Genomic DNA, 25,796 nt, shown 5'->3' with positions numbered 1-25,796 from the left:
GCATCGAGCGATATATCGAGCAGTACAACCAACACGGCCGGCCGTTCGTATGGACCGCGACCGCCGATTCAATTCTCCAGAAAGTGGCTCGGCTATGCAAAGTTATTTCTGGGACAGAACACTAGGCATCTATTGCGTTGAAGGTCCCGACGCGATGTTCCAAGAGACGTTCAATAAGATCTGCTGCGACGACCTTGCAGTCGACATTGAGCGAGAGTGGCTTCAAGAAGGCGACTTGGTGGTCAGTCTGTGCCGTGTTGAAAAAGCATTTGAAGTGTTAGGGAAAGCTGGCTTCAGGAGCGCGGACGCCGTCGTCACGATGCAACGTTACTTTGGCATCGAGCATGCGAAGGCCCGGCATTACGTATCCTCACGAAATCTTGCGTCGCTGTACCGCGAGCAGGTAGTGGGGCGCTCTCGTGGTGGTGAGAAGCGCACTGTCAACTTGGCTGACTTCGTCGATGACGATCCATAACGCACTGCGGCTCAGAAACCAGTCGACGGAGCTTGGGTTGGCGAGCCCACTTGGTTACCGCACACTGCCCGCGCGAGATAAAATTTTCGCCTCCTGGGGGGAGACACAAGACAATTAACATCAAAATAATTGATATGTAGTTCAGCCAGAACAAACTGTGTGGGGCAGCAGTTTTTTTCATGCGGCCCAGTGCAAACATTTCCACTGGCCGCCCCGGCAAGAGCTGGCGGTGGACGAGACGTACGCCAAGGTGCGTGGCCAGTGGAAACACCTTTATCGCGCTGCGGACAAGGCCGGAAAGACGGTGGATTTCCTGCTTCGAGCCCATCGTGACAAGGCTGCCGCCCGTCGCTATTTCGAGAAAGCCATCGACGAGAACGGCGAGCCCGGAGACCATCACTATGGAGGTGAGTAGACCCGGGGAGTTGCACCCCGAGTCTCTCGCAGGTAGGGTCGAGAACTGGCGCGCGCACGGTAGGCTCCGGTGGTCTTTCCACCGCTTTCGCGGTGGCCCTCAGTCCGGCTGCCATAGTCACGTTTCCAGCTCCCGCCACGTCGAACGCAGCTTGCGGTTTTCCCGCACTACGCTCTCCTGTTTGCTTCACGTCAAGGTTTATGGGACCTATCATGCCGGGCGCGCTTTCGGTGCGACGGTACGGCGGACCCGGTAGCCATTGAACAGCCCCAGTTCCTCATACAGCCAACGCCTACTCCACCGCTTCCAGCCAAAGCCCCGTCGGTTCCGGGATCGCCCCATGTGGCGCCTGATCTTCTTTTCCACCCAGTCCCTGATGAAGTTGAAGCACTCGTTGGAGTCCCCGATAGCGAAGTATTGCACCCAGCCCCGCAGCACCGGATTAATCAGTTGTACCACCCGATTTGTCGGCTGCGACTGGTATCGCCGGAACACCTCCTTGAGCTTGCGCAGTAACGCCGTACGCTTCTTCAGCTTCGGCGTGTAGTGCGCTCGCCACGCCCGTGTCCTGAAACTGCGGAGTTCACGGAAGTCAAACCCCAGAAAGCCGAAGCTCTCCTTGCATCTCAGATCCACGGTGCGGCTCTTCTCCTCGTTCACCTCGACCTGTAAGTGCCAGTGCGCTTACCGTCCTTGCAATACACGATCTTGGACTTCTCCGGATGCATCGTCAGACCACGCTCTGCCAGCCGCTCTGCAATCGCTTGCATCACGGCTTGTGCCTGCGCCAGACTGCGGCAATGAACCACCGCGTCGTCGGCGTAGCGTTGCTTCCTGCTCCCTTCTTTCACGGATGGCGCGATGAGAGGCGACCCTTGATTCGATCTCGGATATTCGACGGCGCCCGGGAAAATTCAATTGCTTTGCATTCCTACCCTTCTCCCATTTGAGAAAAGCGTTTCGAAGCGTTCGCTCCGCTTCACGGCTGCGTCCCTGTAGCAGCATGCGCAGTTTCGCCCGCATTTCCTCAACCGGCAACTCACGTAACCAGGGATCAAAGCGACTGTCTTCGCTCCCGCTGGATTCTGGGGCCAATATTGACGGGCTGGCCTCGGCGGCGGCGAGCCATTCCGCATCCAGCATCAGAAACTCGGCCAGTGCTACCTGTGCGGGCGTCAACGCCTGTAATCCCGCAGGCACCGGCGGTTCGATTTCGTCATCGTGTAGCTCATCATTCGCGAGGCGGACAAGCCACCCAAGATAAAGCGGGCGAGCATCGCCGCCGAGCAGCTCGTCGCGTACAGGCAGCAGGCGCGTCATCCACCCCGCACCATCCATCTCCTCCGAGAAGCGGGCGTGTTCGCCCGAGTCATCGTTGAACGACCAGTCGAGGAGGCACCAGTCATCGACGTCCATGGCCTCGAACGCTTTCTCGAAACGGGAGCGCCTCTTTCGTCCAGCCTTGACGTAATCGCGGAGGGTCGCCGCGTCAAACGTCCCGCGCGGCAGGCGAAGAAGCAGGCGGCAGCTCCCCCAGTTGGAGGAGTAGACGTGGGCATCGAAATATTGCTGTACCCACTCGAGCGGGTCGCCCTTGAGGTTGCCCCAGTGATATTCGTTGACGAAGCTCGAGGCGGTAATCGTGGCCCGCGTGGAGAAACTGCGCAACTCTGCCTGCTGGGTCGCCGTAAGCAGCTGGTCGACGCATGCAAACTCGTAGTATTGGTATTCGCTCATGCCAGATTCCCGTAGCGAAGCGCATGGAAGAGAAGAAGGTGAATGTGCTGGCGCGCAACCCGGCAGAGCCATGAGACTTCGGGCCGACGCGAAAGCCAAAATGTTTCATGGCAAGCGCCGAAAAGCGTGCGCGTTGCCAGCGTGATGTCCTTTCGGCACGCGACGCGGCGCTTTCAGCCCGCCGCGTCCGCGCCGCCCAGCCGCATCCGGTAGTCCACCAGGAGCTGCTGCTGTGCTTCGAGCTGCGCGGCCAGCTTCGTGCGGTCCGCGCGGAGCGAGTCGCGAGCCTCGCGTACCTGGAGCAGCTCGGCTGCCCGCGCATCGGCTGCCGACTGCGCTGCGTCGCGCTCGGCCTCGGCGCGCGCCCGATCGGTGAGCGCACGATTGAGGGCGGACTGCAGCGCCTCGCCATGTGCCTGCTGATCGCGTGCGAGCCGGGTCGTGGCCGTCGCTTCTGCGACGAGCCGCGCGTTGTCCCGGTTCAGCTGTGTGATCTCGTTCTGCCGGACGATGGCCGTCTGGTTCGCCTGGCGTAGCTCAGCCTGCACCTGCTGGACCTGCTGCTCATGTCGGCGCGCTTCCTGTTCGCGCTGCTCGCGCGCAGCCGTACGGAAGTGCTCAAGGGCATCGCGCGCATGCACGAGCCTGGCCTCAAGCGACAGGCGGAAGCCTTCCTGCTCGGCAAGGCGCTCGGTCTGGTCGCCTACCTGCTGGGTGAGCCGCTCGACGTCCAGGTCGCGCTGATGCAACGCCACGCGAGTCCCGGCGTGCGCCTCCTGCTCCGCGCAAAGGGCGGCGGTCGCGCCAGAGAGCTGCTCCCGCACCGTGGCCAGCTCAGCGCCGAGCCTTGCGATTTCGGACTGCGCCTGCTGGCGCTGCGCGGCCGCAGCGGCGGCCTGCTGGTCGACGAGGGCTTGTGCTTCTTCATGCAGGCGGGCCGCGAGCCGGGCCGCCAGATCCTGGATCGCGTCCGAGAGCGACCCGGCGTGTGTCAGTGACGCGCCCTCATCTTCTTCCAGTTCCCTCAGGTAGCGGTGGATCGTGGTTTTCGAGCCCGTGTTGCCGAGCGCGATACGTATCGCGTCGATCGATGCGTGCTGCCCCTGTGCGAGCAACGCGTCGCGGGCGCGCTTCACGTCCATGCGCGTAAGACCGGTGCGGGCCATCTGCTTCCTCGCTCGAATATCGTACTGTATTACGTACCATGTATATACGTATCGCTGAACGCGGTCAAGGGCGGCCGGATGTGGGTGTGGCTGGCATGCGATAAAGGCGCATTATCCAGTGTGATGGTCCGAATCCGGCTGGTTCCGCCGCACAACCGGTACGAAACATGGAAATTGACGATCTCCAGGGGATTGCTGGTCAAATCGGGATGTCGCAACCCGGAGCGTGGACCACAAGCGTTTGATGTGTATAATTCAATTGTTTTATACACATTTACGAGGCGCGCCATGCGTACCAATATCGAGATCGACGACCGGTTGATGGCCGAAGCGCTTGCCGCAACGGGCATCCGGACCAAACGTGAAGCGGTCGAGCTTGGCCTGAAAACGATCATCCGGCTCAAGCAGCAGGAGCAGATTCGCCAGTTCCGCGGCAAATTACCGTGGGAAGGCGACCTGGATGCCATGAGGCGCGACCAGTGATACTCGTCGATTCAAGCGTGTGGATCGACTACTTCCGGGGGCTGGCTTCACCCCAAGCCAGCCGACTGGATGCCCTGCTGGGCCGGGAGGTGCTGGTCACCGGCGACCTGATCGTCGCCGAGGTGCTACAGGGATTTGCCGCCGAGTCGGCGTTCAATACTGCCCGGCAGCTGATGACGACGCGATTCGATGTCGTCTCGCTGGTGGGGCCGGATAACGCCATTCAGGCGGCCCGGAATTACCGCATCTTGCGAGCGCAGGGCGTAACGATCCGCAAAACCATCGATACGCTGATCGCGACGTGGTGCATTGAAAACGGTGCGCCGCTGCTCTTCAGCGACCGGGATTTCGATCCGTTCGTCGAGCACCTCGGTCTTCAGTCTGCAATGCGCGACGACTAACGTGCCGGTGACAGCAAACAGCAAGAAACGATACGGAATACGAATTCACCACCGGTTTCAGGCCAACTGGAGCTGGATATCTTCTCCGGGCGTGCGGACCTGATAGCCCATTGCCCGGTACCAGCACGTTCCGCCCCTGCCCGTACTGTTCATGTACAGCCGCCGCGATCATCTGCGTGCGCGGGGTGTCCTGCGCGAGCTGAGCGAACACCGCCTGGATTGGCGCGTCGGCCGCGACGTCCACTGCGGAGGTGAGCCTTTGCGGGAAGACCTCGAGCATCTGGGGCGCGCTGGCCGGGGATTTCGCCGCATGCCGGATCGGCCCGCACAGCATGAACATCACCGGTTGCTGGCTGTCGCGCCGCACGGGCGTCGCCGTCAGACCCAGCACGTAACGGGCATGGACGGCCTTGAGCACCGCCTCGAAGGAATCCGCCGAGACGTGGTGACATTCGTCGACAATGACATGGCCGTAACGCCGCAACAGCTCGCCGCGGGCACCATCGGGTGCCACGGATTGCAGCATCGCGACATCGATCCGGCCCGTCGCCTTCGACTTGCCACCGCCGATCGTGCCGATCGCGCGCGCGTCGAGTGCGAGAAACGACTGCAGGCGCTCGCACCACTGGTCAAGCAGCTCCCGGCGGTGCACAAGCACGAGCGTGTTGACGCCACGCTGCGCGATCATCGCGGCCGCCGTCACGGTCTTGCCGAACGCCGTCGGCGCATGCAGGATGCCGGTGTCGTGTCGCAGCAGGTCGGTGACGGCCGCCTGCTGGTCATCGCGCAACGTGCCGGCAAACGGAACTGCAAGCGGCTCGCCGGTGCAGCGCTCGTCGCGGATGTCGCAGGCGATGTCGTTATCGCGCAGTAGCGTCACGACGTCGTCAAGGCATCCGCGCGGCAATGCAATGTGGCGCGGGCAGTTCTCGGCGCGCCCAATGATGCGTGGCTTGTCCCATACGCTGAAGCCGCGCGCCTGGGCCCGGTAGAACTCCGGATTCTGGAAGGCGGCCAGCCGGATGAGCCGGTTGAGCAGTGCCTGCGGAAGCTGCGCCTTTTCAAGATAGAGCTGGTTCGCGAGCGTCAGTGTGAGCGATGCCGGCATCGTTCCGGCCAGCCGCTTCGGCTGCGCGGGTGGCGGCTTCCACGGTTCGGCCTGATCCTCCTCGGCGATGAACGCGACGTCGAGCGGGTGCGCACCGCCCGTGGCGCGAAAGATCACCCCCTCGATGTCGCGGCTGTCCACGGACGCGAGATACGACCACTGATCAGCGTACGGCTGAAAGCCGTCATCGACAAACACGCTCCAACCATGCTCGCGCGGGTGCTTCTGCAGCGGCAGGGCAATGAGGTTACCGAAGCCGCCTTTGGGCAGCATATCCTGGTTCGGGAAGAGCCGGTCATAGGACGTCAGTTCGAGCTGACGGGTCCGGGTACAGGTGTGGCTGATGATGGCTGAGCCCATCCGTCGCGCGTCACGTGCAGCAACGGCCGACGAGAAGAAGATCCACGCGTGAGCGCCGTTGCCTGAACGCGAGATTTCGAGCGATACGGGCACGTCCATCTCGAGGCAGGATTGCCGGAATGCCTGCGCATCTTCACGCCAGCCTTCCTCGTCGAAGTCGACAGCGAGCAGGTAGCAGGTGCCGTCCGGCATTAGTGGATAGAGGCCCACTGTGCGATCGCCGGCCAGGTGCGTATAGACGACCTGGTCGTCCAGCGTCAGCAGTACACGATGCCCGCAGTCGGCACACCGGATGCGGGGCTTTCTGCCCGCGAGCGCTGACATGATCGCGCGGTACCTTGCCGATCACGCAGAAACCCTGTCTATCAATACCCTGCGCTCGCGGCTTGCAGCGCTCGCGCAATGGCATCAGACGCAGGGTTTTCCGGATCCGACGAAGGCACCGCATGTACGCAAGGTTCTCAGAGGCATCGTTGCGCTGCATCCCGCAACCGAGAAGCGGGCGAAGCCCATGCAGCTCGCGCAGCTCGAAAAGCTCACAGCCTGGCTCGATGAGCAGATCGCCAGGGAAGCAGACGAGCGCGAGCGCCTCGCGTGCATTCGCAACCCAATCAGGTGTTCACCTCGGACATCACGTGCATCTGAGCCGCAAAGGCAGTTGCTGGGATAACGCACCGACGGAAAGTTTCTTCAACAGCCTGAAGAACGAGCGCCTGCATGACACGAGGTATCGCACGCATCGCGAAGCCGTGGCGGACGTTCGAATATTTCGAAGAGTTTTATAACCGCAGTCGTCGTCACTCATCGCTTGGCTTCGCGTCGCCATCCCAGGTCATGCAAGACTGGCTTGTGGCTCAGCGGACAAGAGGTGCGGCTGCATAACCCGGGCCTCTGGAAGGCGAAAAACCGGGGGAATCTCACGTGACACTGTCAATCAGCATTGCCCTCGACCCGAAACATCCCATCCCATTCACTCCGTCCTCCATGCCAGCCGGTCGAACGGCGACTCGGATACCCCAAAGACCGAGACCACTGGGTCTTCTGCTATTAACTGATAAACCCGCTGTAGCGTTGGAAATCCTTCTGGAATCGAAAAGACAGCTTTCGCCTCATCCGAGGCAGTCCGTGCTTGTAAAAGCAATCTTGAGCTTTCGACGGAAATTCCACGGTCATGTAGCAACTCACCAACCGACTTCCTATCCAGCTCGTCAACAATATCATCGCCAAAGCATTGCGACACGTATAGAGTGTCAAACACAATCGGCATTGTAGCAATCGACGTCAACGTTCTGACACAGCAAATGGGTTCAATTGGAACATCAAATTCTCTGAATACGAAGCTTGAGAGCTCTTCTCGTGTTACGGAAACTATCGTGGTCTGTGGCTCAATAACAGGGGGCTGCCGACCGACAGAACGCGTAAGCGAAAAACCAAAATCAAGGATGAATCGTCGCTTCTCCCTCACAAAGATTCCACGCCCGGGCACGCAGTCCACTATCCCAGTCGACCGGAGATCTTCTATTGCGCGACCTACAGTTGTCACACTGACACCGAAACTATCGGCGAGCTCGCAGATCGACGGCAGTCGTTCGCCCACGGCATACTCCTGCTCTGCCACACGCCGCGTTATCTCGTGCCGAATTTTTTCGTGTAGTCGCTTTGCTATCATTTTTTCACTCAGAAAAACTCCACAAAACATGCAAACCTTAATCGCGGTCGCTCGTAAACTTATCATATGTTCTGTTCCACTGAACCAATGAAACTGCACTAACCTGATAGACGTCTATTGCGTTTCCACTGGGTGGTAGATCGCATTGAGTACTTCGACCGTGGCAAGCTGGACAAGCTTGTCCTCCAGCGCCGGCACGCCCAGCGGGCGTTTGCTGCCGTCGGCTTTGTCGAAGTACACGCGTCTGATAGGCTGGGGCCGGTAAGCCCCTCGGGCGAGCCGGTCGGACAGGTCCAGAAGCCGGCCTTCAAGGTCCAGTCCGTACGACTGCCACGTCTCGCCGTCCACCCCGGCAGCCCCTTGCGCTCCCGCCCGAAGTAAGCTGCCCGCAAGCGGTCGACCGCGTAGATGTGATGCAACAGGGTGGTCAGCTTTACACCCGGTCGGCCTTTGGCCGTCTGTCGTATGCCGTCGAGCGCCGTTCCCATGTCACAAGACCGCCCCAATCTGCGGGATGTGCGCGCTGCGACTGCATTGCCCTTGGCCTGCTGCCTTTCCTCCATCCACCTTCATATCAACCAGTTTGATTCGCACGAGCGACAACTCGCTCGACGGGATAAGGGTCGTCCGCTCCGCGCAGCGTTTGGTCTCAGTGTTGTCCGTTCCTCGTTTCAATGTTTACCGCTTCCCTCCGATGACCACGTCGGAAGCTATTTCAAGAGCCTCCTAGACATCATGTATGGACCTGCCGCACCTCAAGTTACGCGGATTAAGCTTGAGGTGGGCTACACCGCGGCTCAGAGCCGCATTGAGGGGGCAGGTCATGAACAAGTTTAGCAAGTACGTGGGCCTGGATGTACATCAGGAAACGGTTGCCGTGGCGGTCGCCGACACGGCTGGCGAAGTGCGGTATGTGGGCGAGATTGTGAACACACCTGAGGCCATTGCGAAACTGGTCGCACAGCTCAAGCGGGGCACAGGACGGCTTGCGTTCTGCTACGAAGCCGGCCCCTGTGGCTACACCATTTGCCGACAGCTGCGGGAACTCAAGCAGGACTGCCAGGTCGTGGCGCCGTCGCTGATTCCGAAGAAGCCGGGCGAGCGCGTGAAGACCGACCGGCGCGATGCCCTGAGCCTGGCGCGCCTGTATCGCGCCGGTGAGTTGAGCCCCGTGTGGATTCCGGATCAGGCACAGGAGGCGCTGCGCGATCTGACCCGTGCGCGTGAGGACATGAAGCATCTGCAACGCCAGGCCAAGCAACGGCTGCTGTCATTTCTGGCGCGGCATGGCCATCGCTACACGGGCCGCTCCAGATGGACGCAAGCGCATTGGCGCTGGCTGGAAGGCATCAGGTTCGCCCGGCCGGAGCAACAGATCGTCCTGCAGGAATATATCGACACAGTGCTTGTTCTGTCCCAGAAATAACTTTGCATAGCCGAGCCACTTTCTGGAAAATTGAATCGGCAGTCGCGGTCCATACGAACGGTCGGCCGTGTTGGTTGTACTGCGCGATATATCACTCGATGCTGGTGATGAGTTGACGCACGTTCTTGAACGACCCTCGACGGATCGCCTGCTGTGTAATCAGGCCAAACCAGCGTTCGACCTGATTCAGCCAGCTTGAGTAAGTCGGCGTGAAGTGTATGTGGTAGCGCGTATGCCTGGCCAGCCACGCCCTGACCTTGGGATGCTTGTGTGTCGCATAGTTATCGACGATCAGATGCACATCGAGATCGGCAGGCACCGCCTGATCCACATGCCTGAGAAACGCCATGAATTCCTTATGTCGGTGGCGCGGCTTACATTGCACAATAACTTCACCGGTTGCCGTATCGAGCGCGGCGAACAGAGTGGTGGTGCCGTGCCGGACGTAATCATGTGTCACTCCTTCGAGATAGCCCAACCCAATCGGCAACATCGGCTGCGTACGCTCCAGCGCCTGACACTGGCTCTTCTCGTCGACGCATAGCACCAGGGCATTGGTCGGCGGACTCAGGTGCAGGCCGACGATATTGCGCACCTTCTCCACGAAGTAGGGATCATTAGACAGCTTGGAGCTTTTTGACCGATGAGGCTGTACGCCGAACAACGACAGATATCGGGCCACCGAACTCTTCGAAATCCCTGTCTGCGCAGCAGCGGAGCGCACGCTCCAGTGCGTTGCCCCGTCCGGCTTCTCATGCAGCATCCTCGCAAGCAATTCCGCGACTGCTTCATCATCATGCGTGCGAGGCCGGCCTGGACGGGCTTCATCATGCAGACCGGCAAGTCCGTGGGCAACAAAGCGCTTCTTCCAGTGCGTAATTGCAGGCGGTGTTACTTCGCACTGCGTCGCAATTTCTTGACCGGTATGACCGTCAGCGGCCATCAAGATAATCTTTGCCCGGCGCACGAGAGAGTGAGGCAGCGAACGCGAGCGGCTCATTGAGAAAAATTGCTCTCGCTCCAGCTCCGACACGACAAGCTCGATTCCTTTGCGTCCCATGATCGCCCCCAACTCACCGTGATTCGATCATAGACCAATCTGAATTTACGTTAAGTCATTTCTGGGACGAAATACTAGGCTTGGGCCGAGACAAGAAACGCTCAGTCAAAAGCCAGTTGAAGGCAATCACTTTTCTGGTGTAATTTCATATTCAAAAATATTCTGAATACCAATCGGGCCGCAGTAGGTTAGTCCTGTATCTCTGAAGCCAAAGCCTAGGTACATGCGTTTAGCTACCACATTCCGCGCATTGACGGCAAGCATTAAACGGTCGACATTTGGGCGATTGGACGCGATCCACCCAATAGCTAGTTCTGCCGCAGCTTTACCGTACCCCTTACCTTGGTATGATAGGCCCACCCGCAGGCTGTGCATCGTCATAGCGTCCGGATTCGCCCATTCTGGCACTGCGGCCTTTTCTCGAAGGACAAAAAAACCTACAACATCGTCATGCGCTACGACTGAAAAACAATGCTCGAATTCCGAATTTTGGCTTTGCCTCAGTTCTGAAAACACTACGTACAACGGGTCGACATATTGACATTGATCGGCATCCAGCCTGAGGTGCGCGACGGTAGCACTGTCGAGACACGACAATTCTAACAGCCTGGCATCGCCTGCCACAATGTGGGAGGTCGGTGCGGTGCAAAAGGATTGTTCTGAGGCACTGGCGACTGCTTGTGAGACTTCCAGTTTTTGCTGTCGAGAGACAAGCTTGGGCCTCTCTTCTTCAATGACACGAGAAAGAACCTCGTCAAGTGTTCGTCTCCCCCACGCATAACACGACCAACCGCTCAACACCTCCGTGGGTGCCTCCACAGTTACCGGTGCCTCCCGCACATAAGAAGACGTAATGGACAAAGACGAAAGCCAGTCGCCTTCATAGTTATAAATAGTATCGACATAGCGGTGTCCCTCATCTGGAAAAATCGCCACAACGTTTTTCCCGGGGTTCTTCCTGGACCACCAATCTGCCACTCTATAGGCTGCGCCACTGGTCGGCCCCATAAATAGCCCATGTTCTCGATGTAGTTGATGAGTTGCATGAAACACTTCTGCAGGCGTCAGCCAGTGAACCTCGTCAAACTGCCGATGATCCACGTTGGAAGGCACAATTTCCCCCCCGAGCCCACTAAGATCCCCCAAATCTCCGCAGGGCTGTCCGAACAAAACAGAATGTGGCATATCTACGCCAATAGCGTGTAACTCAGGGAATGGCACTCTTAAAAATCTAGTAGTGCCTGACATCGACCCACCGGAACCAACTGGCCCCACCAGGCAGTCGACCTTCACAAGTTTTTGGATCAGTAGTTCCGCGAACTTACCGTAGGCCAGTGGATTGCCGGTGTTAGAATATTGAGACGGCCAGAAGCTGCCAGGGATTTCCTTCAGATATTTAGCCAACCTATTTAGCCTAGCCTGTTGTAGCCCCCCTTGTGGTGCCGGATCGTTCACAACTTCTACGTGTGCACCAAGCTCTACAAGGCGGCTTTTAAGGTGACGATCGATTGCCCAATCGCTTACCAATATGAGTTTATAGCCATACTGAACGGCTAACATGGCTAACGCTAGACCAAATGTACCAGAGGAGGACTCGCAGATGGTGGCACCCGGTTTGAGCAGCCCCTCCGACACAGCTTGTTCGAGTATGAACCGCGCCGGAAGCAGCTTCATCAGAAAGAAGCTTGCCCCATAAAAATTAGCATCCAGCCTGACGATCCGTGGATTTTCGAAATCCTCAAGGTTTCGCATAATATTTCGATTCATCATCCTTTTATTCCCAGTGTTTTTATCACTTCGCGATAACAGTAGCTTCAAATCCTGAACACACTAATTCACGGGTAGCCAAATACATGTTCTCCGCAGTTCTTTCGCTCGCCGGATCGAACATCACGCCAATAACCGTTCCGCTGTGTGCTATCTGTAGTCCAACTGAACCATATTTTCGCCCAATTTCTTCAATATCGCGTAGACGTGGCTTTCGTAAAAATCGCTGATTAAGCCAAGTGCTTGCTGTCGCGACGCGGCCGAGCAATTTTATATCGGATGTATCAATCCCTTTACGCAATAGAGCTCGAATCGGTCGAAAGTTCTCGACCTCTTCTAAGTTGTACTGGGGCAATTCCATATCAAGCGTGTTGACAGTCTGTTCGGTATCCGCAGTCACACTTATAAAGTCAATCGGAGGAATCGGTCTCCTGAATGCTTCAAGAACAAATCCATCTCGTTGCGCAAATAGTACCGCCTGCTGCGAGAATATTGTTGAATCACATGCCGACTCAGCGCTTACTGCAATTTGCATAACATCGCTAGGCGGCAGCTCGATATCAAGCGATTCAAGAACTGCCAAGATGCTGGCCACTACATCAGCTGTGGATGACCCCATACCACGCGCAACAGGGATATTGCTCGTAAGCCCAAGTACCCCCCCCACCCTCGCAGCCGAGAACCGCTCAAGCGTGATTTCTGCGGCGCGTTTGGCTTTTTCGCAACGGCTTGGAAAAACGTCTACTTCTCGCTTGTTCTCGTTCGGCAGGAACTCTGCCCTTGACTTGAGACTCCGGTAAGGCATGGAGACTAAACCACGCCACAGCAAACCATCATCGTCTTCAAACATTCCCTGGAGGAGCTCCCCGTGGTGTCCTGCGGCCTCGCCACTCCCTTGTTTCCGGTGCATATTTTCTATCTCCTTTGGCTCTGGTTCAAGAAATTCCAGTACGAATACTGGGAGAGTTTCATACGCGGCAACGGGGCGGTCTGAACTCCTGGTAGTCTGCTGAGATACAGCTCACCAGCTCGAGTAACCTCCCAAGAACTGCCGCATCTGTCTGGTCCGTATCGAATTGATACCGACCGTCTTGCCCCTGTCTCTGCGTACGCTCGCTTCGAACCGAATACCACACCTGCACCAGCAGCGCACGAATCAGTTTGTCCTTGGCGCTGCACGGCAACTGCACTTCGGATGACTCGCGTACAAGCGTGCGAACACCCGGCCCATGCGCTTGCGCGCATCATTCCGCCAGATACGAATCGGCCGCAAGGGGTGGCTCGTAGCCTCAAAGTCATCCAGCGCTGCCATTGTGAACATCGCTTTGGCGTTGCCATCTGCTCCACGGATCGTTTCAGTCTTCAACAGCCCGCTAGGTCGATTCGCATACAAGATGCATGCCTGCAAAAATGAGACCGCCGACGGTCAAAGTGATTGCACAACCACGCAATCAATTGAACGAATTCCTACAGCCGACGTCATCTAGATAACAAACGGGACAGCACGGGCTGTCGTTTCGGGATTCAGAGATGGCTTCGCATTTCGATGTTTCATGGTCGAATGTCCGAAGCTGTTAGCGCCGATGTACTGCCCCCCCGGGGGTGCGGACGAAAACTTGGACTACCTAGACGTAGTTCATGTACTCGTATGAAGAGCGTCTTCGAGCGGTTCGGCTTTATCTAAAATTGGAAAAGCGCCTCGGGGCGACCATCGGGCAGTTGGGTTAGCCGCCGCGAGGCGCGCTGCGTTCGACGCACGCAGCATTAGCGAATTCGTGCGCGGATCAGCCTGCACCAAGACCTTCAGCGTCGCATCCACATTGCCGATCGCCCCAGGGTCAAGCATCTTGGGTCATCTGGGTCGCAACGTCGAGCGAATTCGCGTTCTTCAGGTATGCTACCTGCACCTGCTGGCCAGCCGCAGAATCTACGCCCTCGATGATCTGCTCGATGCGGCGGATGTTATCCGCATAGTCAGTGACGACGATCGTATTATTTGATGGATAAGCGGCAACCATATTACTCGGCGAAATGAGCGGACGCAGCACCGGCAGGAGGTTGATCGCCGATTCGTTTCTAGAGAATGTTAGATCCTTTGGATATTGGGCACAGCATGGACGAGCATGAGCATGGCAAAGACGACGAAATGCAGACCGGCCAAGGTTTCAGGCAGGCGCTCGTAGTCTCTTGCCAGTCGGCGGAAACGGTTGAGCGCAGCCGAAGCTGCGCTCAACCACCCAGCGGCGTGGCAGCAACACGCCCCCCTTTTTTGCCTCCGACAGCTTGATTACCTGAAGCTCAATGCCTTCATTGAGTGCCGCCTGCGCGGCTCCTCTCCGGTATAGCCCTGATCGGCGAACGCCACTTTGATTGTGTGGTCCGTGGCCTGCTGAACCTGACGAGCCAATTCCGCGACCTGCGCGCTCCTGTTCGTTGGCCGGCGTCACATGCACCGCAAGCAGTTGCCCCAATGTATCCACCGCCTATGCACCTTGCTGCCTTTCTTACGCTTGTACCCGTCATAGCCTGCGCGTGGACCGCTCTCGCACGTCGACTGCAGCGTACGGCCATCGAGGATGACTGCACTGGGATGCCCCCGGCGATCCTGCGCCACGCGGATAATCGAACGTAGGTCATTGACCATGGCTTCGAAACAGCCTGCCTGAATCCAGCGCTGTGTCTGCTGATAGACCAACTCCCACGGCGGAAAGTCATTGGGCAGCAGACGCCACGGTGCACCCGCGCGGACAATCCAGCGCAAGGCGTTGAACATTTCGCGCAATTCGTAGCGACGCTGAGGCGCGTCCTGATTCATCAATTTCAGGTACGGAGCGGCGAAGGACCACTCTTCATTCGATACATCCGTTGGGTAGGGTCTGCGTTTTTCATCCCGCCAGGGTACCAGGTCTGGCCGAAAGTTCATAACACCGTCTAAACGCTGCCATACGGTTGCCGACCAAGCGGCCCATCGTTCCAGCGAGCCGCCGCGCGACCTGCGGTTCCGGAAGGGGCGTGCCCGTCGCGCGGTACCGCGCGGTGGTCAACGCGCTGCAGCCCTCGAGACATCACCTGCCGAATCCTGCCGACTGTCTTGCTTCAGCTAAAAAACTGCTCGATGCATTTGCGCTTGCGCTGACTGATGGCGTAGCCGGATCAGCGCGTTGTACGTCCGTCAATGGCCGAGCTGCCCGCGCGACCATCGTTTTGCGCAACATGCGGCGTCACGCCATTTGCGCGACACGTTGCCACGAAACCAGCCGTGTCGTAGTTTTTGTCAGCGCCGACCATAATCGATGTACTGGCAAACTGCGCGGCATACGCAAGCATCTCGGCCGCTGTGTCTCGCTCGGCTGTGCCGTTGGCCTGCGTCACCTGTGCGTTCACCACGAGGCCATGCCGGCTATCCGTCAGCACGTGCCCCATATCAGAAAGCATCGCGCCCGTACCAGGACTCTTGCGAAACAGCCGCGGCTGACTGTCCGCGCTGAATTCATGCGTGTCGTTGCTGCGCTTCTCGCCATGCCAGTTCTCACCCCAAGCACTTGCAGCCTGCGAAATGGCGTCGCCCACGCTCGGGGCGATCGTATCGGGCACTGCCGAACGCCGCCTCGAGGTGTTTTGCGTGTTTTGCGCAACGTGCGGGTGACCCTCATCTGCTGGCACGCCTCGATGAACTCCTGGCCATCGTAACCCTTGTCCGCGCCCAGTGTGATGTCTGCGCTGGCATCGTCTGCCGCTTGCCGTGCGTCGTGGATCATGATCTTAGCCGCTTCACGCTCAGCATGTTCGTCGGCGCGTGTCACGCGCGCATTGACCACCAGACCGTGCCGGTTATCGGTCAGCGTACGGCCCATTACCCCAATTCGCTGGCCGTTTTGCCTTTGCGATAGAATTGCGCATCGGGGTCGGTCCTGGACTGATGTGTCTCGTTGCTGCGTTTCTTCCTGCTCGACGATGATATTCAGATACTTCGACTGACAGATCTTGGTCGGCGTCTCGCGCCCGGCGTCGATAGCCTCAAGCGCAGCGAGATTCGCCCCATTCTTGTCGATCGTTACCACCTCGGGTTCGCCGCTGCGCTCGATCGACTTTTCGAAGTGGCGCTTCGGGGCAGCCTTGTCAAGGTGGGCGCGCAGCAGGAAATCGATCATCTTCCGCTTTGTCCACGGCCCGGTACAGTACTTCCACTGTCCCTTGACCTTGATATACGTATCATCCACGCGTCAGCTCCTGCCGACTGCGCGCTTGCGACGTCGAAATGCCTTTCCGGAGCGGGCAGCAACTTGATCGCCCATCGGTGCACGGTTGAATGGTCGACATCGATGCCACGTTCAGCCATCATCTCTTCCAGATTTCGCCGGCTCAGCCCATATGCCACATGGCGTCGGTCTTTATGTGCCGACGCATGACTTCAGACATGCTGCCCTCCACTGACGTGCAACTCTGCTCCGTTGATGTACGACGAGGCCTCAGTGCAGAGGAAGTAGATTACTCGTGCGACTTCGGCCGGATCTCCGAGACGACGCATAGGAATACCGTGATCCACGATCTCCTCAGTGCCGGGCGACAGGATCGAGGTATCAATTTCGCCCGGCGCAATAGCGTTGACGCGTACGCCCTCGGGGCCAAACTCGTGTGCCATTTCTCGTGTTAGAGCTGCGAGCGCAGCCTTTGAAGCTGCGTACGCAGTACCCGCGAAAGGATGAACCTTCACCCCGGCGATCGATGTTACGTTGGCAATCGCTCCTTTTGCTCGGACCAATTCTGGGAACAGCGATCGCGCCAGTAATGCGTTGGATACCAAATTCACGTTAAGAACAGTCATCCATGTCTGAATATCGCTGTTGAGAATTCCGAGGCGCGATCTGTTCTCGCCTTTAGGCGAGATTCCAGCATTGTTGACGAGCGCATGTAGTTGTCCATCAGGTAGCCGTCGCCTGACTTCCAAAGCGATCCGGTCGATGTTATCGAGGTCCGCGAGGTCTGCTTGGATGTGCGTTTCACGCGCCGCAGGCCACTTGCAACTGTCCGAGAACGGTCGCCGTGAGACAGTGAACACCTCCCAGTTGTTTTCCTGAAAAAGCTTAACTGTGGCATGACCGATACCGCGGCTGGCGCCGGTCAACAGCATATAACGATTAACTTGGCCCATCTGTGCAGTTCCAATTTGGATAGATCGTTGCTTGCGATCGCTTGCATTGGGGCGCGCCGCTCTGCGTGCGGTGAGGCGAACCTGCACGAGTTGTGGCGCGGCAATCTGGATGAGAGGAACAGCGCGTCAGTTAGATCGTCGAAGTCGTGACTGCCGCGCAGAAGGAACGCATCACGCACCCGTAGTTGAACACCTTCTGTAACAGCAACGTCGGCGGCGGCCACGGCTCAGATGCTGCAATACAAATGCCCGACTGCTCATCCGTCAATGTTGTGGGGATCGCCTGCCGGCCATGTTTTGCAGCCATTCTCGTATCCGCAAAGCCTTGACTTTAATCCGACCGCCCTCGCCAACCCCGCGAGCCAGTCCCGACGGGGCACGCAAGCAAATTCCGCCCTTTCGGAAAACCCGCAATCAGTTGTTTATCTTTTCCATACACAATCCTTATCGGGAAAATGTTAATTAACCTAAGCTCTGCGGGTCGTCGTACTACCCACCTACCTAACACGGCACGTTACGCGACTCTCTGTGCAACTACCAGAAGAAAGGCGTCAAATGCATTGATACCAACACTAAGCGTCATTGAAGGGTTGTGTCGCATTAGTGCGGGGGCGCTAGAATGCGCGTCTGACGAACCGGTTCTGACCCGATGATCAAGAAGGCACCCACGAACGGCCCTTGCCCAGGAATTGCGAAGGTTCTGAAGCGACTGCACTATCCGCTCGCTGCGCAGAACATCGACGATGCGCGCGTTCGTCATGCCGGTCCTTCGCAGATATTCATTTGCGATGCGAATCAGTGTTATCCAAACAATTGATTTTGTAGTTCGAGGCGAGATGCCGCATAGTCGCTTCCTGCGACGCGCGGCACAGCTTCCGACTATCCGTGCCGGAAAGAGAACTTTCCCGATATGCCCCGATGCAAGCGACGCTATCGGAGCGGATATCCATCTTAACGTCAAAATCAATTTTCTACGGGAGCGGATACGAGAACAACCATAGGAGCCGTGGCAATGACTGTATCGATCGTGATAGTGGGTGCCGGCTTTTGTGGGACGATGACGGCCACATGGCTACTATCGGATCAAACCGTAAAGCCCCTCCCTATCGATCGCACGGGTCGACAGCTTTAGCATTTCGCGCGGTATTGGTCGATTTTCGATATCAAATAAGAAAAAATGGACAACCGAAGAGTCGTCGTCACCGGTCTTGGTGCCATTTCCCCGGTCGGGATTGGCGTCGAGGAAAATTGGTCGAATGTCATTGCCGGCCGCAGCGGAATCGGCCGGGTCACCTTTTTCGATACGACCGATTTCCCGGCGCAAATCGCTGGCGAAGTCAAGGGGTTCGACGCAACTCGCTTCATTTCGGAAAAAGAGGTCCGCCATATGGATCGCTTCATCCAACTCGGTGTCGTGGCCGGCATGGAAGCATTCGTCGACAGCGGCCTCACAGTGACCGAAGCAAATGCCTCCCGGATCGGCGTTCATGTCGGGTCCGGAACCGGCGGCGTACAGACCCTCGTCGACACTGCCTTCACGATCAGGGACAAAGGGCCGCGGCGGGTGTCCCCATTTTACGTGCCCTCATCCATCATCAACATGATCGCGGGGCATCTCTCGATCCGGTACGGGCTCAAGGGACCGAATCTCGCCATGGCGACGGCGTGCTCGACCGCCACTCATGCGATCGGAGACGCCGCCCGGCTGATCGAGTATGGTGACGCCGATGTCATGATTGCAGGGGCAGCAGAGGCGGCGATCACCGAGAGCAGCCTCGCGGGCTTTGGCCGGGCCAAGGCGCTCTCGACGCGCAACGAAAGTCCCGAGACAGCGAGCCGCCCGTGGGACGCGGAGCGCGACGGCTTCGTGCTAGGTGAAGGAGCGGGCATCATCGTGCTCGAGGAGATGAAGCACGCGCGCCAGCGCGGCGCACGGATTTACGCGGAATTGGCCGGATTCGGACTGAGCGGTGACGCATTCCATATTACTAGCCCGTCGGAAGACGGGGAAGGCGCGGCCCGCTGCATACGCAATGCCTTGCGCAATGCACGCGTCGCGGCCGACAGCGTGCAATACATCAATGCGCACGGCACTTCGACGCCGCTCGGCGACCGCGCGGAATCGCTCGCGCTGAAGGCAGCCTTCGGCTCGCACGCCAAGGACCTCGCGATCAGCTCGACAAAATCAGTGACCGGGCACCTGCTTGCCGCTGCGGGTGGTGTCGAGGCCGTCTACACCGCGCTCACCGTGCACCACCAGATTGCGCCGCCGACCGCCAACTTGACAAAGCCCGACCCGGAATGCGACCTCGACTATGTACCCCTCGTAGCTCGACGCATGCCGATTGATGTTGCCATTTCAAATTCGTTCGGGTTCGGCGGCACCAACGGCACGCTAGTATTCCGCCGGATCGAGTGAATGGCTAGGACAGAGGAATCTGCCAAGTTCGCGAAGCAGATCTTGAAGGCACGTCAACGTAAAGAATCTCTATTGGTCGGAGATAGCAGCACGCCTGCCCAGTTTGAACCACCCCGGAAATGTGGGGTAGTCGGACTGGCTTGCGAGTCCGCTGCGTGCCGGCTTGCTATCACCGGGCCAGACGGCGAGTCCAACCCGTTATCGCGTGTGTGATCGAGCGGTAACTCGGCAGACCGCCGATGTGACCGGGCCTCGCCCTCCTGTCTCAAGCGACACCGCAAGCACGAATGGCTCTGAAACCGTTGTGTATGCTGGTCCGGCACCGCATGATTCTCTTCCATGAGTTCGGGTCAACGTACAGATTTTATGCGCCGCCAGGTCGTCGAGCAAGCGAGCTCGTGGAGCAGGCAGCCGCCGGCGTGCAGGCGTTGAACGCGCAGGCGGTCGAACTGGAGGATTCAGTGTCGGTGTTCAACGTGTCGGCGGGCGCAGGGGTGAGCAATCCCTGAAACTGGAGAATAAAAGCTTCTACGAAGCCGCGTTTTGTTGCGTGGCCCTGTCCATCTCACTGATGCCGGTGTTGACATACTTGATGCCGACGCTTTGCTCTTCAGACGCCAGGAAATCTCGCTGACGATATCCGCGACACACCTGATCGCATCCTTGACTTGCCCTATCGTTGTTCCTGCGTCGGCCGCCTGGCTTGCCCCATGCTCCACGACCGCCACGGGGTCACCAATAAGCGACTTAATTTCCTTGGCCGCCGTGGCCGAATGCTGTGCGAGATTGCGTACCTCACTTGCCACAACCACAAAGCCGCGCCCCTGTTCGCCCGCCCGGGCAGCTTCCACCGCCGCATTGAGCGCCAGAATATTGGTCTGGAAGGCGATACCTTCGATTACACCCGTGATCTCAGCAATTCTGGCAGAACTGCCACTGATTTTCTCGATGGTACCAATCATGGTTGACACCACGTCGTTGCCACGTTCTGCCAGATCGGTCGCGTTCAAGGCAAGCGTGCTCGCCTGAATAGCATTGTCAGCGTTGTTTCGAACCGTCTCGGTGAGCTGCGCCATCTTGATGCGGTTTTCTAAAGGGATGCAGCGTGCTTTTCGGTACGCGCGGACAGATTCTCGTTTCCAACGGATATATCCGTCACCGCGCGACCGACTGAGTCCGTCAGCTGGCGCACTGAGGCAATCGCCTGCCGACCTGATACGTCGCCATGTCGCGCACAGCTGCATGCAGTTCAGCACGGCGACCGTCGTAAAAATATGGCGCGGTCAGTTCCACGTTACGCAGCGTCGGCGTCTTGAACGCATGGCAATCGAGCGACTCTTTTGTAACATTCGCCCGACCGTTGTCCTGCGGACGTGTAGCCCCGAACGGAAAAGTAGTCGGCCGGGAGACCCATTCGCTCGAACGACTGCCCGCCCAGATTCCTGCCCGCATGGCAGGTTGCGCAATGGTTTGCCTTGAATAACTGGTAGCCGCGCAATTCCTCACTATTCAGCGCAGGCCTGTCGCCGCGCAGGTAAGCATTTAAGCGACTCGGCGTTAGCAGCGTCACTGCTATTCGGCGATCGCATCTGTGATGTTCACGCTCGACCAACCGCTCGGGTACACCGCCAAGAACCGTTGCGACATCGACGATGTCTTGTTCTCGAAGGTGTTAGGGCAACGCTGATCAAGCCCGGTAAACACGACTGGTTGCGACCAAGACATGCGTCAACTTTCGAGATCGCGAAAAACAGCCGCAAAAGCGGGCATTCGAGCTCATGTTGGGCCCCTTGAGGGGCTCTGCACGGGCTCTTCGCCCGTCTTTGGCCCTCTATGGGCGCACCTGTGCCGTCGAGCGACCACACATGTAAAGATTGGCCAGCGCGAGCGCAACGAAGGCGCGATTGGCGTTCTTCGCCAGCCCGCGATAACGAACCTTCGTGAAGCCCCACAGCAGCTTCACGACCGCGAACACATGCTCGACCCGGGCACGGATCTTCGACTTGTTGCGGTTCTTGCGGCGCGCCACCTCGTCGACGATGTCCTTGCGGCGCGTGCGCTTGTTGGTGAAGTCACGTGCGTTCGGGGCCTTGCTGTGAATCAGTGCTTTCTGGCTCGCGTATGCGCTGTCACCGTAGACGCGTTGCTCCTCACCGTGCAGCAACTGCGGCTGCGGATGCTTGCTGTGTACGTTGGCGGCGGTTACGACCGCGCTATGAGCCAGCCCGCTCTGACTGTCCACACCGATGTGGTGCTTCATGCCGAAATACCATTGCTGGCCCTTGCGCGTCTGATGCATTTCCGGGTCACGCGCCTTCTCCTTGTTCTTCGTCGACGAGGGTGCACCGATCAGTGTGGCGTCGACAATCGTGCCGCTCTTGAGCTTTGCCCCCGCGCCTGCAGCACCACTCCCACTTCCGCGAAGATTCGCTCGCCCAGCTTGTGCTCTTCCAGCAGATGCCGGAATTTGAGCATCGTCGTGGCGTCCGGCACCGTTTCGCTGCCCAGGTCAATGCCAACAAAACGGCGCAGGCTGAGGCTGTCGTACAGGGCCTCTTCGCATGCAAGGTCGGCAAGGTTGAACCAGTGCTGCACAAAGCGAATCCGCAGCATGCGCTCCAGTGCAATCGGCGGGCGACCATTGCAGCGTGTCGGATAAAACGGCTCCACCACTGCGCACAGCTGCGCCCACGGCACGATCGAGCTCATCTCATCGAGAAACGCTTCGCGTCGCGTGGGTTTGCGCTGCGCCTCGAATCGCCCGCATTGATCGTAAGCGGTGATTTCAGCACACCGAATAAAGAATCGTTTGCGACCGACAGGCGAGCGTAGCCGTACCGCGATGGTCGGGGGCAACCGGCAATGTCCGCGTCGAGGTGATGAGCCTGCACGTGGGCCAGCACGCCGACGCGCATTCAGTTCGTCAGCCGGTCTCTTCCTTTTCCTGCTGCCGGGCGTAATTGAACGGCAGAAGGTCGGTTACGTCTGCGTCCGGCGCACGCTGCGGCAATTCGGAGAGTACGTGTAGCAGGTAGTCGTACGGCTCGACGCCGCAGGCTCTGCACGTCAACATCAAGCTGTACACCGTCGCGCTCGCTTTTGCGCCGTCGACTGTGTCGCTGAACAGCTAGGACTTTCTCGAAGTGGCAAACGGTCTGATGTCTCGTTCGCAAACATTGTTATCGATGGGGGCGCAACCATTGGTGACGTAGCGGCTCAGATATTGCCACTGGTTGCGTGTATAGGCGATTGCCTTGCCGAGCAGACTTTGGGGCAGTACCTTGGGTGCCAGCTCATCGAGCCACGCCTTGAAGGCCTCGAGCACCGGCACGCTATGCTTTTGCCGCAAGCCATATGTGTAATCGGCGCGCGTCTGGCCATCAGGCAGTTCGCCCTTGGCGAGTGCCTCGACACGGTACAGGGCCTGGAAGTATTCAAGCGCTTTCGCCACGCGAGCGTTAGGTGTCTTCTGTTTGCCGGAGTCCGTTTTTTTCTCGGCCGCCTTGTCTGCCTTGACGAACAGCCTCCGGGCGTGCGCGACGCATCCGAAGTGCGTGGCCTTTTTGAGCGTGCGCCAGGCGCTGTAGCCGTCGCTCATCAGCATGCCGCTGTAGTCGCCGAGAAACTTCTTCGGATGTTCCTGGCCGCGCCCCGGCTGGTACTCGAACAGCACAACGGGCTCGGCGCAGCCTTCGGCGCTGCGGTACACCCATGCATAGCTCTTGCTCTGCGCGGACCTGCCGGGCTCCTTGAGCACCTGAACGGTCGTTTCGTCACCGTGGATCAACGGCTGCGACAGCAACGTCTTGTGCAGCGCGTCGTACAGGCGGTGGTAGTGCAGTTCGCTGGGGCGGATGATCCAGTGAGCGAGCGTGCCGCGACTCACCGGAATCTGCCAGCGTGCGAGCGCGTCCTGCATCCGGTACAACGGCATGCCGTCGACGTACTTTGCGGTCGTGACCGTCGCGATCACCGACGCATCCGCATGGCTGCCCGGAATCGGCTGCACCGGCATCGGCGCAAGCACGATCCGGGTATGTTCGGCATGACACTCACAGTACCGGCACGCCCATTTGGAACGTATGTTCTGCCGGACCGTCCACTTGACCTCGACGTGCAACTGTTCGCTGATGTCCTCGCCGATGCGATGCATCGGGTTGCCACAGTCCATGCATGCCCTCTGGTCTTCGGGCAGGTCGTATTCGACAGGTTCACGCTTCAGGTATGCCGGCAGCGGCTTGCGTCCGCCCTTGCGCCGTTCGGGCTCGCTGTTTTGGGGTAGGCCGGTGTCGGGCAGCGCTGGCTGTGCGCCCTCGTCCTCCTCGTCGGAGGGTTCGGTCTGGGCGATCTGCTCAGCCTCGTCGAACACGCGATCCTTGCGTTTCTCGCTCTTCGGCGCGTACCGCTCGGCCTGCAGCAGACGGATCTGTTCCTCGAGCTGTTCGATGCGCTGATTCAGCTCCTCGATCTGTGCGTCGCGTTGTGCAATATCCTGTGTCGCGCGCTCTTCGAGATCGCGGATATAGCCCTTGACGACCCTGGGTATGTGCTTGAGATCAGGCGGATTCATGCGCTCCAGGATAGCGGAGCGCGCCGCGCCGTGGGTTTACGTCAATTTGTAAAAGGCGCAGCCGCCGTTGTTTACGCGCGACGTGCCTTGCCGGGCGGGGCTAGCTGGCGTGCTGGTAACGACGCACCGGGTGGCGGCGAAGCGCGTCGATGTCGATGCCGTCGAGCAACCAGTGAAGCTGCTGCGTTGTCAGCTCGATCACCTCCTGATGCCGCCTCGGCCACACGAAATGGTCTTCCTCAAGCCGGCGCAACATCAGCCAGAAACCGGTGCGCTCGTACAGCAGGAGCTTGACGCGATCGCGTTTGCGGTTGTGGAACGCGTACACGGCGCGGGCGAGCGGGTCTAGCTGCATCGACTCCGTGACCAGGGCAGCAAGGGTATTGATGCCGGCGCGGAAGTCAATTGGCTCGCGGTACAGGTACACCTTCAGGTCGTCGTCGAAGCGGAACATCAGCTCCCCCTCAACGCGTCAATCATCGTCTTGAGCAGCGCGCAATCGTGCCCGGTGCACTCGAGTTCAAGGCTCACCCCGTTGGGCAGCTGCGCCACCAGGCGCGACGGCAGCGGTGGTCGCTGTGGCGCGTGCACCCGCATCGGCGCCGCCGGTGCATCGGGTTCCGGCTGCGGCGGCATCGGCGAAGCCGCCCAGCTGTCATCGCTGATCGCCACCACCGGTACAAATGCCGTGGGCAGAGCCTTCGAGTCACATGGGGCGGCGGCGCCCTTCAGACGCGCCTCGTAATTCTTGATCCAGCGGCGCAACTGGTTGGCGTTCACGCCCGCCTTCAGCGCCATACCCGCGATCGACACGCCCGGTTTCAGGCAGGCTTCAATCAGCCTCTGTTTGTCACGCTTGTCGAAAGTCCGCTTTCCTTCGACACCAACGTTGGTCGCACGCAAGGGCAAAAAATCTACGCAGCTCTCGTCCATGAAGGGTGTGTCCATTAAAAAACCGTGGACACATCCTGCGCTGTTTTCAGCTCAGGATCTATGTGGGGAGAAACTGCCGCTTACCATTGATCGACAGCCATCGCCAGTGTCAGTTGCTTCATCCCGTTTTTACTTTCGCCGTTGCACGTCCACGCTATAACGCACGACAGTCATGAACGGTGGACTTGATCAGCATTGGCTTAGGGCTACGCTGATCAAGCCGTGTAAACACAACGGGTTGCGATCAAGAGATGTGTAAACTTTTGAGATCGCGAATAACAGTCGTAAAAGCGAGGCATTCCTGCTCATGTTGGGCCCCTTGAGGGGCCCTGCACGGGCTTGTCGCCCGTCTTTGGCCCTCTACGGGCGCACCTGTGCTGTCGAGCGACCTCGCCACATGTAAAGATTGGCTAGCGCGAGCGCCACAAAGGCGCGATTGGCGTTTTTTGACAGCCCGCGATAACGAACCTTCGTGAAGCCCCACAGCCGCTCCACGACCGCAAACACATGCTCGACTCGGGCAAGGATTGACCTTACCCCTGTTTGACGTATCCCATAGCCGAGGGAATTCAGGCGGCTCGCTGGGCAGCGAGCCAGTTCTTCTCGAACGTCATAGGGCTGACGTAATCGAGCGTCGAGTGTAGCCGATGGGCAT

General features: G+C 58.7%; 21 protein-coding genes and 13 pseudogenes. 10 read left to right on the top strand and 24 right to left on the bottom strand.

All coding sequences use genetic code 11. The features are described 5' to 3' along the window. The 3 genes and pseudogenes from AB4Y43_RS37480 to AB4Y43_RS37470 form a co-directional block, all read left to right on the top strand. A pseudogene (locus AB4Y43_RS37480) lies at nt 1–125 on the top strand (IS630 family transposase); the annotation flags it as partial. 29 nt (nt 126–154) lie between these two features. Next, nucleotides 155–475, top strand: coding sequence for a hypothetical protein (locus AB4Y43_RS37475; protein ID WP_368730073.1), 321 nt, complete (start codon nt 155–157; stop codon nt 473–475). A 229-nt stretch (nt 476–704) separates the two neighbouring features. Beyond that, nucleotides 705–863: pseudogene (locus tag AB4Y43_RS37470) on the top strand (DDE-type integrase/transposase/recombinase); the annotation flags it as partial. A 237-nt stretch (nt 864–1,100) separates the two neighbouring features. Here the strand turns inward: AB4Y43_RS37470 and AB4Y43_RS37465 are convergent. The 3 genes from AB4Y43_RS37465 to AB4Y43_RS37455 form a co-directional block, all read right to left on the bottom strand. Further along, the gene (locus AB4Y43_RS37465) at nt 1,101–1,550 is read right to left on the bottom strand and encodes a group II intron maturase-specific domain-containing protein (RefSeq protein ID WP_368662006.1); all 450 of its coding nucleotides are present in this window, start codon (nt 1,548–1,550) and stop codon (nt 1,101–1,103) included. Next, nucleotides 1,547–1,699: a hypothetical protein gene (locus AB4Y43_RS37460; RefSeq protein WP_368662010.1), complete on the bottom strand. Its 153-nt coding sequence runs from the start codon at nt 1,697–1,699 to the stop codon at nt 1,547–1,549. Before AB4Y43_RS37460 ends, AB4Y43_RS37465 begins: the two co-directional genes overlap by 4 nt. Nucleotides 1,700–2,800: 1,101 nt before the next feature. Continuing rightward, complete coding sequence (locus AB4Y43_RS37455) at nt 2,801–3,793, bottom strand: DNA-binding protein (RefSeq protein WP_368730072.1); 993 nt, start codon at nt 3,791–3,793, stop codon at nt 2,801–2,803. Between the two features lie 288 nt (nt 3,794–4,081). Here AB4Y43_RS37455 and AB4Y43_RS37450 point away from each other — a divergent pair, with 288 nt between their 5' ends. Together AB4Y43_RS37450 and AB4Y43_RS37445 are read left to right on the top strand one after the other, a co-directional pair. Further along, complete coding sequence (locus tag AB4Y43_RS37450; RefSeq protein ID WP_028215418.1) at nt 4,082–4,276, top strand: type II toxin-antitoxin system VapB family antitoxin; 195 nt, start codon at nt 4,082–4,084, stop codon at nt 4,274–4,276. Continuing rightward, a complete protein-coding gene (locus AB4Y43_RS37445) occupies nt 4,273–4,677 on the top strand; it encodes a PIN domain nuclease (RefSeq protein ID WP_027820332.1) in 405 nt (134 codons plus the stop codon). The genes AB4Y43_RS37450 and AB4Y43_RS37445 overlap by 4 nt, the downstream gene beginning before the upstream one ends. On the opposite strand, the gene AB4Y43_RS37440 is transcribed toward AB4Y43_RS37445, so the two are convergent. Beyond that, nucleotides 4,610–6,469, bottom strand: coding sequence for a DEAD/DEAH box helicase family protein (locus AB4Y43_RS37440; RefSeq protein WP_368730071.1), 1,860 nt, complete (start codon nt 6,467–6,469; stop codon nt 4,610–4,612). The genes AB4Y43_RS37445 and AB4Y43_RS37440 overlap by 68 nt on opposite strands. On the opposite strand from AB4Y43_RS37440, the gene AB4Y43_RS37435 reads away from it, so the two are divergent. Both AB4Y43_RS37435 and AB4Y43_RS37430 read left to right on the top strand, forming a co-directional pair. Next, nucleotides 6,468–6,815, top strand: a complete 348-nt coding sequence (locus AB4Y43_RS37435) for a hypothetical protein (protein ID WP_069268839.1) — start codon at nt 6,468–6,470, stop codon at nt 6,813–6,815. The two genes, AB4Y43_RS37440 and AB4Y43_RS37435, sit on opposite strands and share 2 nt — an antisense overlap. Continuing rightward, nucleotides 6,787–7,027 (top strand): annotated as a pseudogene (locus AB4Y43_RS37430) (integrase core domain-containing protein); the annotation flags it as partial. The gene AB4Y43_RS37435 and the pseudogene AB4Y43_RS37430, both read left to right, overlap by 29 nt. Nucleotides 7,028–7,115: 88 nt before the next feature. On the opposite strand, the gene AB4Y43_RS37425 reads toward AB4Y43_RS37430, so the two are convergent. Next, the gene (locus AB4Y43_RS37425) at nt 7,116–7,814 is read right to left on the bottom strand and encodes a GntR family transcriptional regulator (protein ID WP_368730074.1); all 699 of its coding nucleotides are present in this window, start codon (nt 7,812–7,814) and stop codon (nt 7,116–7,118) included. Nucleotides 7,815–7,928: 114 nt separating this feature from the next. Next, nucleotides 7,929–8,162, bottom strand: a complete 234-nt coding sequence (locus AB4Y43_RS37420) for a hypothetical protein (RefSeq protein WP_368662001.1) — start codon at nt 8,160–8,162, stop codon at nt 7,929–7,931. Nucleotides 8,163–8,553: 391 nt separating this feature from the next. Between AB4Y43_RS37420 and AB4Y43_RS37415 the strand changes: the two genes are divergently transcribed. Beyond that, nucleotides 8,554–9,240, top strand: a complete 687-nt coding sequence (locus tag AB4Y43_RS37415) for a transposase (RefSeq protein WP_368662000.1) — start codon at nt 8,554–8,556, stop codon at nt 9,238–9,240. Here the strand turns inward: AB4Y43_RS37415 and AB4Y43_RS37410 are convergent. From AB4Y43_RS37410 to AB4Y43_RS37360, 11 genes and pseudogenes are all read right to left on the bottom strand, one after another. Continuing rightward, nucleotides 9,164–10,300, bottom strand: a pseudogene (locus AB4Y43_RS37410) (IS630 family transposase). The gene AB4Y43_RS37415 and the pseudogene AB4Y43_RS37410 overlap by 77 nt on opposite strands. A 126-nt stretch (nt 10,301–10,426) precedes the next feature. Next, a complete protein-coding gene (locus tag AB4Y43_RS37405) occupies nt 10,427–12,070 on the bottom strand; it encodes a pyridoxal-phosphate dependent enzyme (protein WP_368730070.1) in 1,644 nt (547 codons plus the stop codon). A 22-nt stretch (nt 12,071–12,092) separates the two neighbouring features. Then, nucleotides 12,093–12,917, bottom strand: coding sequence for a GHMP kinase (locus AB4Y43_RS37400; RefSeq protein ID WP_368661999.1), 825 nt, complete (start codon nt 12,915–12,917; stop codon nt 12,093–12,095). 259 nt (nt 12,918–13,176) lie between these two features. Then, nucleotides 13,177–13,418: pseudogene (locus AB4Y43_RS37395) on the bottom strand (IS5/IS1182 family transposase); the annotation flags it as partial. Nucleotides 13,419–13,793: 375 nt separating this feature from the next. Next, nucleotides 13,794–14,145 (bottom strand): annotated as a pseudogene (locus AB4Y43_RS37390) (secretin N-terminal domain-containing protein); the annotation flags it as partial. Nucleotides 14,146–14,153: 8 nt separating this feature from the next. After that, a pseudogene (locus AB4Y43_RS37385) lies at nt 14,154–14,990 on the bottom strand (IS5 family transposase). Between the two features lie 176 nt (nt 14,991–15,166). Further along, nucleotides 15,167–15,598: pseudogene (locus AB4Y43_RS37380) on the bottom strand (transposase); the annotation flags it as partial. 18 nt (nt 15,599–15,616) lie between these two features. After that, nucleotides 15,617–16,010, bottom strand: a pseudogene (locus AB4Y43_RS37375) (transposase); the annotation flags it as partial. Then, nucleotides 16,009–16,454 (bottom strand): annotated as a pseudogene (locus tag AB4Y43_RS37370) (transposase); the annotation flags it as partial. The pseudogenes AB4Y43_RS37370 and AB4Y43_RS37375, both read right to left, overlap by 2 nt. A 24-nt stretch (nt 16,455–16,478) precedes the next feature. Beyond that, on the bottom strand, nt 16,479–17,219 hold the full coding sequence (locus tag AB4Y43_RS37365; RefSeq protein WP_368661998.1) for an SDR family NAD(P)-dependent oxidoreductase: 741 nt from the start codon (nt 17,217–17,219) through the stop codon (nt 16,479–16,481). A 130-nt stretch (nt 17,220–17,349) separates the two neighbouring features. Continuing rightward, the gene (locus AB4Y43_RS37360; RefSeq protein WP_176733000.1) at nt 17,350–17,526 is read right to left on the bottom strand and encodes a hypothetical protein; all 177 of its coding nucleotides are present in this window, start codon (nt 17,524–17,526) and stop codon (nt 17,350–17,352) included. Nucleotides 17,527–18,396: 870 nt separating this feature from the next. On the opposite strand from AB4Y43_RS37360, the gene fabF reads away from it, so the two are divergent. Next, nucleotides 18,397–19,638, top strand: coding sequence for a beta-ketoacyl-ACP synthase II (gene fabF, locus AB4Y43_RS37355; protein WP_069268843.1), 1,242 nt, complete (start codon nt 18,397–18,399; stop codon nt 19,636–19,638). A 287-nt stretch (nt 19,639–19,925) separates the two neighbouring features. Next, a complete protein-coding gene (locus tag AB4Y43_RS37350) occupies nt 19,926–20,147 on the top strand; it encodes a hypothetical protein (RefSeq protein WP_368709887.1) in 222 nt (73 codons plus the stop codon). Nucleotides 20,148–20,172: 25 nt separating this feature from the next. Here AB4Y43_RS37350 and AB4Y43_RS37345 read toward each other — a convergent pair. The 7 genes and pseudogenes from AB4Y43_RS37345 to AB4Y43_RS37315 all read right to left on the bottom strand — a co-directional run. Then, nucleotides 20,173–20,815, bottom strand: a pseudogene (locus AB4Y43_RS37345) (methyl-accepting chemotaxis protein); the annotation flags it as partial. Between the two features lie 654 nt (nt 20,816–21,469). Next, on the bottom strand, nt 21,470–22,105 hold the full coding sequence (locus tag AB4Y43_RS37340; protein WP_368662008.1) for an IS5 family transposase: 636 nt from the start codon (nt 22,103–22,105) through the stop codon (nt 21,470–21,472). Next, nucleotides 21,988–22,494: a transposase gene (locus AB4Y43_RS37335; RefSeq protein ID WP_368730069.1), complete on the bottom strand. Its 507-nt coding sequence runs from the start codon at nt 22,492–22,494 to the stop codon at nt 21,988–21,990. Before AB4Y43_RS37335 ends, AB4Y43_RS37340 begins: the two co-directional genes overlap by 118 nt. A gap of 67 nt (nt 22,495–22,561) precedes the next feature. Next, nucleotides 22,562–24,208: pseudogene (locus tag AB4Y43_RS37330) on the bottom strand (IS66 family transposase). Nucleotides 24,209–24,308: 100 nt separating this feature from the next. Continuing rightward, nucleotides 24,309–24,662: an IS66 family insertion sequence element accessory protein TnpB gene (tnpB, locus tag AB4Y43_RS37325; protein WP_342925497.1), complete on the bottom strand. Its 354-nt coding sequence runs from the start codon at nt 24,660–24,662 to the stop codon at nt 24,309–24,311. Next, complete coding sequence (locus AB4Y43_RS37320; protein WP_368730068.1) at nt 24,662–25,141, bottom strand: transposase; 480 nt, start codon at nt 25,139–25,141, stop codon at nt 24,662–24,664. The genes tnpB and AB4Y43_RS37320 overlap by 1 nt, the downstream gene beginning before the upstream one ends. A gap of 360 nt (nt 25,142–25,501) precedes the next feature. Next, nucleotides 25,502–25,669: pseudogene (locus AB4Y43_RS37315) on the bottom strand (transposase); the annotation flags it as partial. Nucleotides 25,670–25,796: the final 127 nt, after the last annotated feature.

Origin of the sequence: Paraburkholderia sp. BR10872, assembly GCF_040965835.1 — a bacterium.
GTDB lineage: Bacteria > Pseudomonadota > Gammaproteobacteria > Burkholderiales > Burkholderiaceae > Paraburkholderia > Paraburkholderia nodosa_A.
This window is presented reverse-complemented; position numbering and strand designations above follow the sequence as displayed.

Excerpts from the sequence above, each read along its gene's own strand:
- AB4Y43_RS37415 (WP_368662000.1), top strand. The coding sequence starts at position 8,554 with ATGGACCTGCCGCACCTCAAGTTACGCGGATTAAGCTTGAGGTGGGCT.
- AB4Y43_RS37400 (WP_368661999.1), bottom strand. The coding sequence starts at position 12,917 with ATGTTTGAAGACGATGATGGTTTGCTGTGGCGTGGTTTAGTCTCCATG.
- AB4Y43_RS37475 (WP_368730073.1), top strand. The coding sequence starts at position 155 with ATGTTCCAAGAGACGTTCAATAAGATCTGCTGCGACGACCTTGCAGTC.
- AB4Y43_RS37450 (WP_028215418.1), top strand. The coding sequence starts at position 4,082 with ATGCGTACCAATATCGAGATCGACGACCGGTTGATGGCCGAAGCGCTT.
- AB4Y43_RS37320 (WP_368730068.1), bottom strand. The coding sequence starts at position 25,141 with ATGGACGAGAGCTGCGTAGATTTTTTGCCCTTGCGTGCGACCAACGTT.
- AB4Y43_RS37425 (WP_368730074.1), bottom strand. The coding sequence starts at position 7,814 with ATGATAGCAAAGCGACTACACGAAAAAATTCGGCACGAGATAACGCGG.
- AB4Y43_RS37435 (WP_069268839.1), top strand. The coding sequence starts at position 6,468 with ATGATCGCGCGGTACCTTGCCGATCACGCAGAAACCCTGTCTATCAAT.
- AB4Y43_RS37365 (WP_368661998.1), bottom strand. The coding sequence starts at position 17,219 with ATGGGCCAAGTTAATCGTTATATGCTGTTGACCGGCGCCAGCCGCGGT.
- AB4Y43_RS37405 (WP_368730070.1), bottom strand. The coding sequence starts at position 12,070 with ATGATGAATCGAAATATTATGCGAAACCTTGAGGATTTCGAAAATCCA.
- AB4Y43_RS37440 (WP_368730071.1), bottom strand. The coding sequence starts at position 6,469 with ATGTCAGCGCTCGCGGGCAGAAAGCCCCGCATCCGGTGTGCCGACTGC.
- fabF (WP_069268843.1), top strand. The coding sequence starts at position 18,397 with ATGGACAACCGAAGAGTCGTCGTCACCGGTCTTGGTGCCATTTCCCCG.
- AB4Y43_RS37350 (WP_368709887.1), top strand. The coding sequence starts at position 19,926 with ATGGCTCTGAAACCGTTGTGTATGCTGGTCCGGCACCGCATGATTCTC.
- AB4Y43_RS37455 (WP_368730072.1), bottom strand. The coding sequence starts at position 3,793 with ATGGCCCGCACCGGTCTTACGCGCATGGACGTGAAGCGCGCCCGCGAC.
- tnpB (WP_342925497.1), bottom strand. The coding sequence starts at position 24,662 with ATGTTCCGCTTCGACGACGACCTGAAGGTGTACCTGTACCGCGAGCCA.
- AB4Y43_RS37360 (WP_176733000.1), bottom strand. The coding sequence starts at position 17,526 with ATGGCTGCAAAACATGGCCGGCAGGCGATCCCCACAACATTGACGGAT.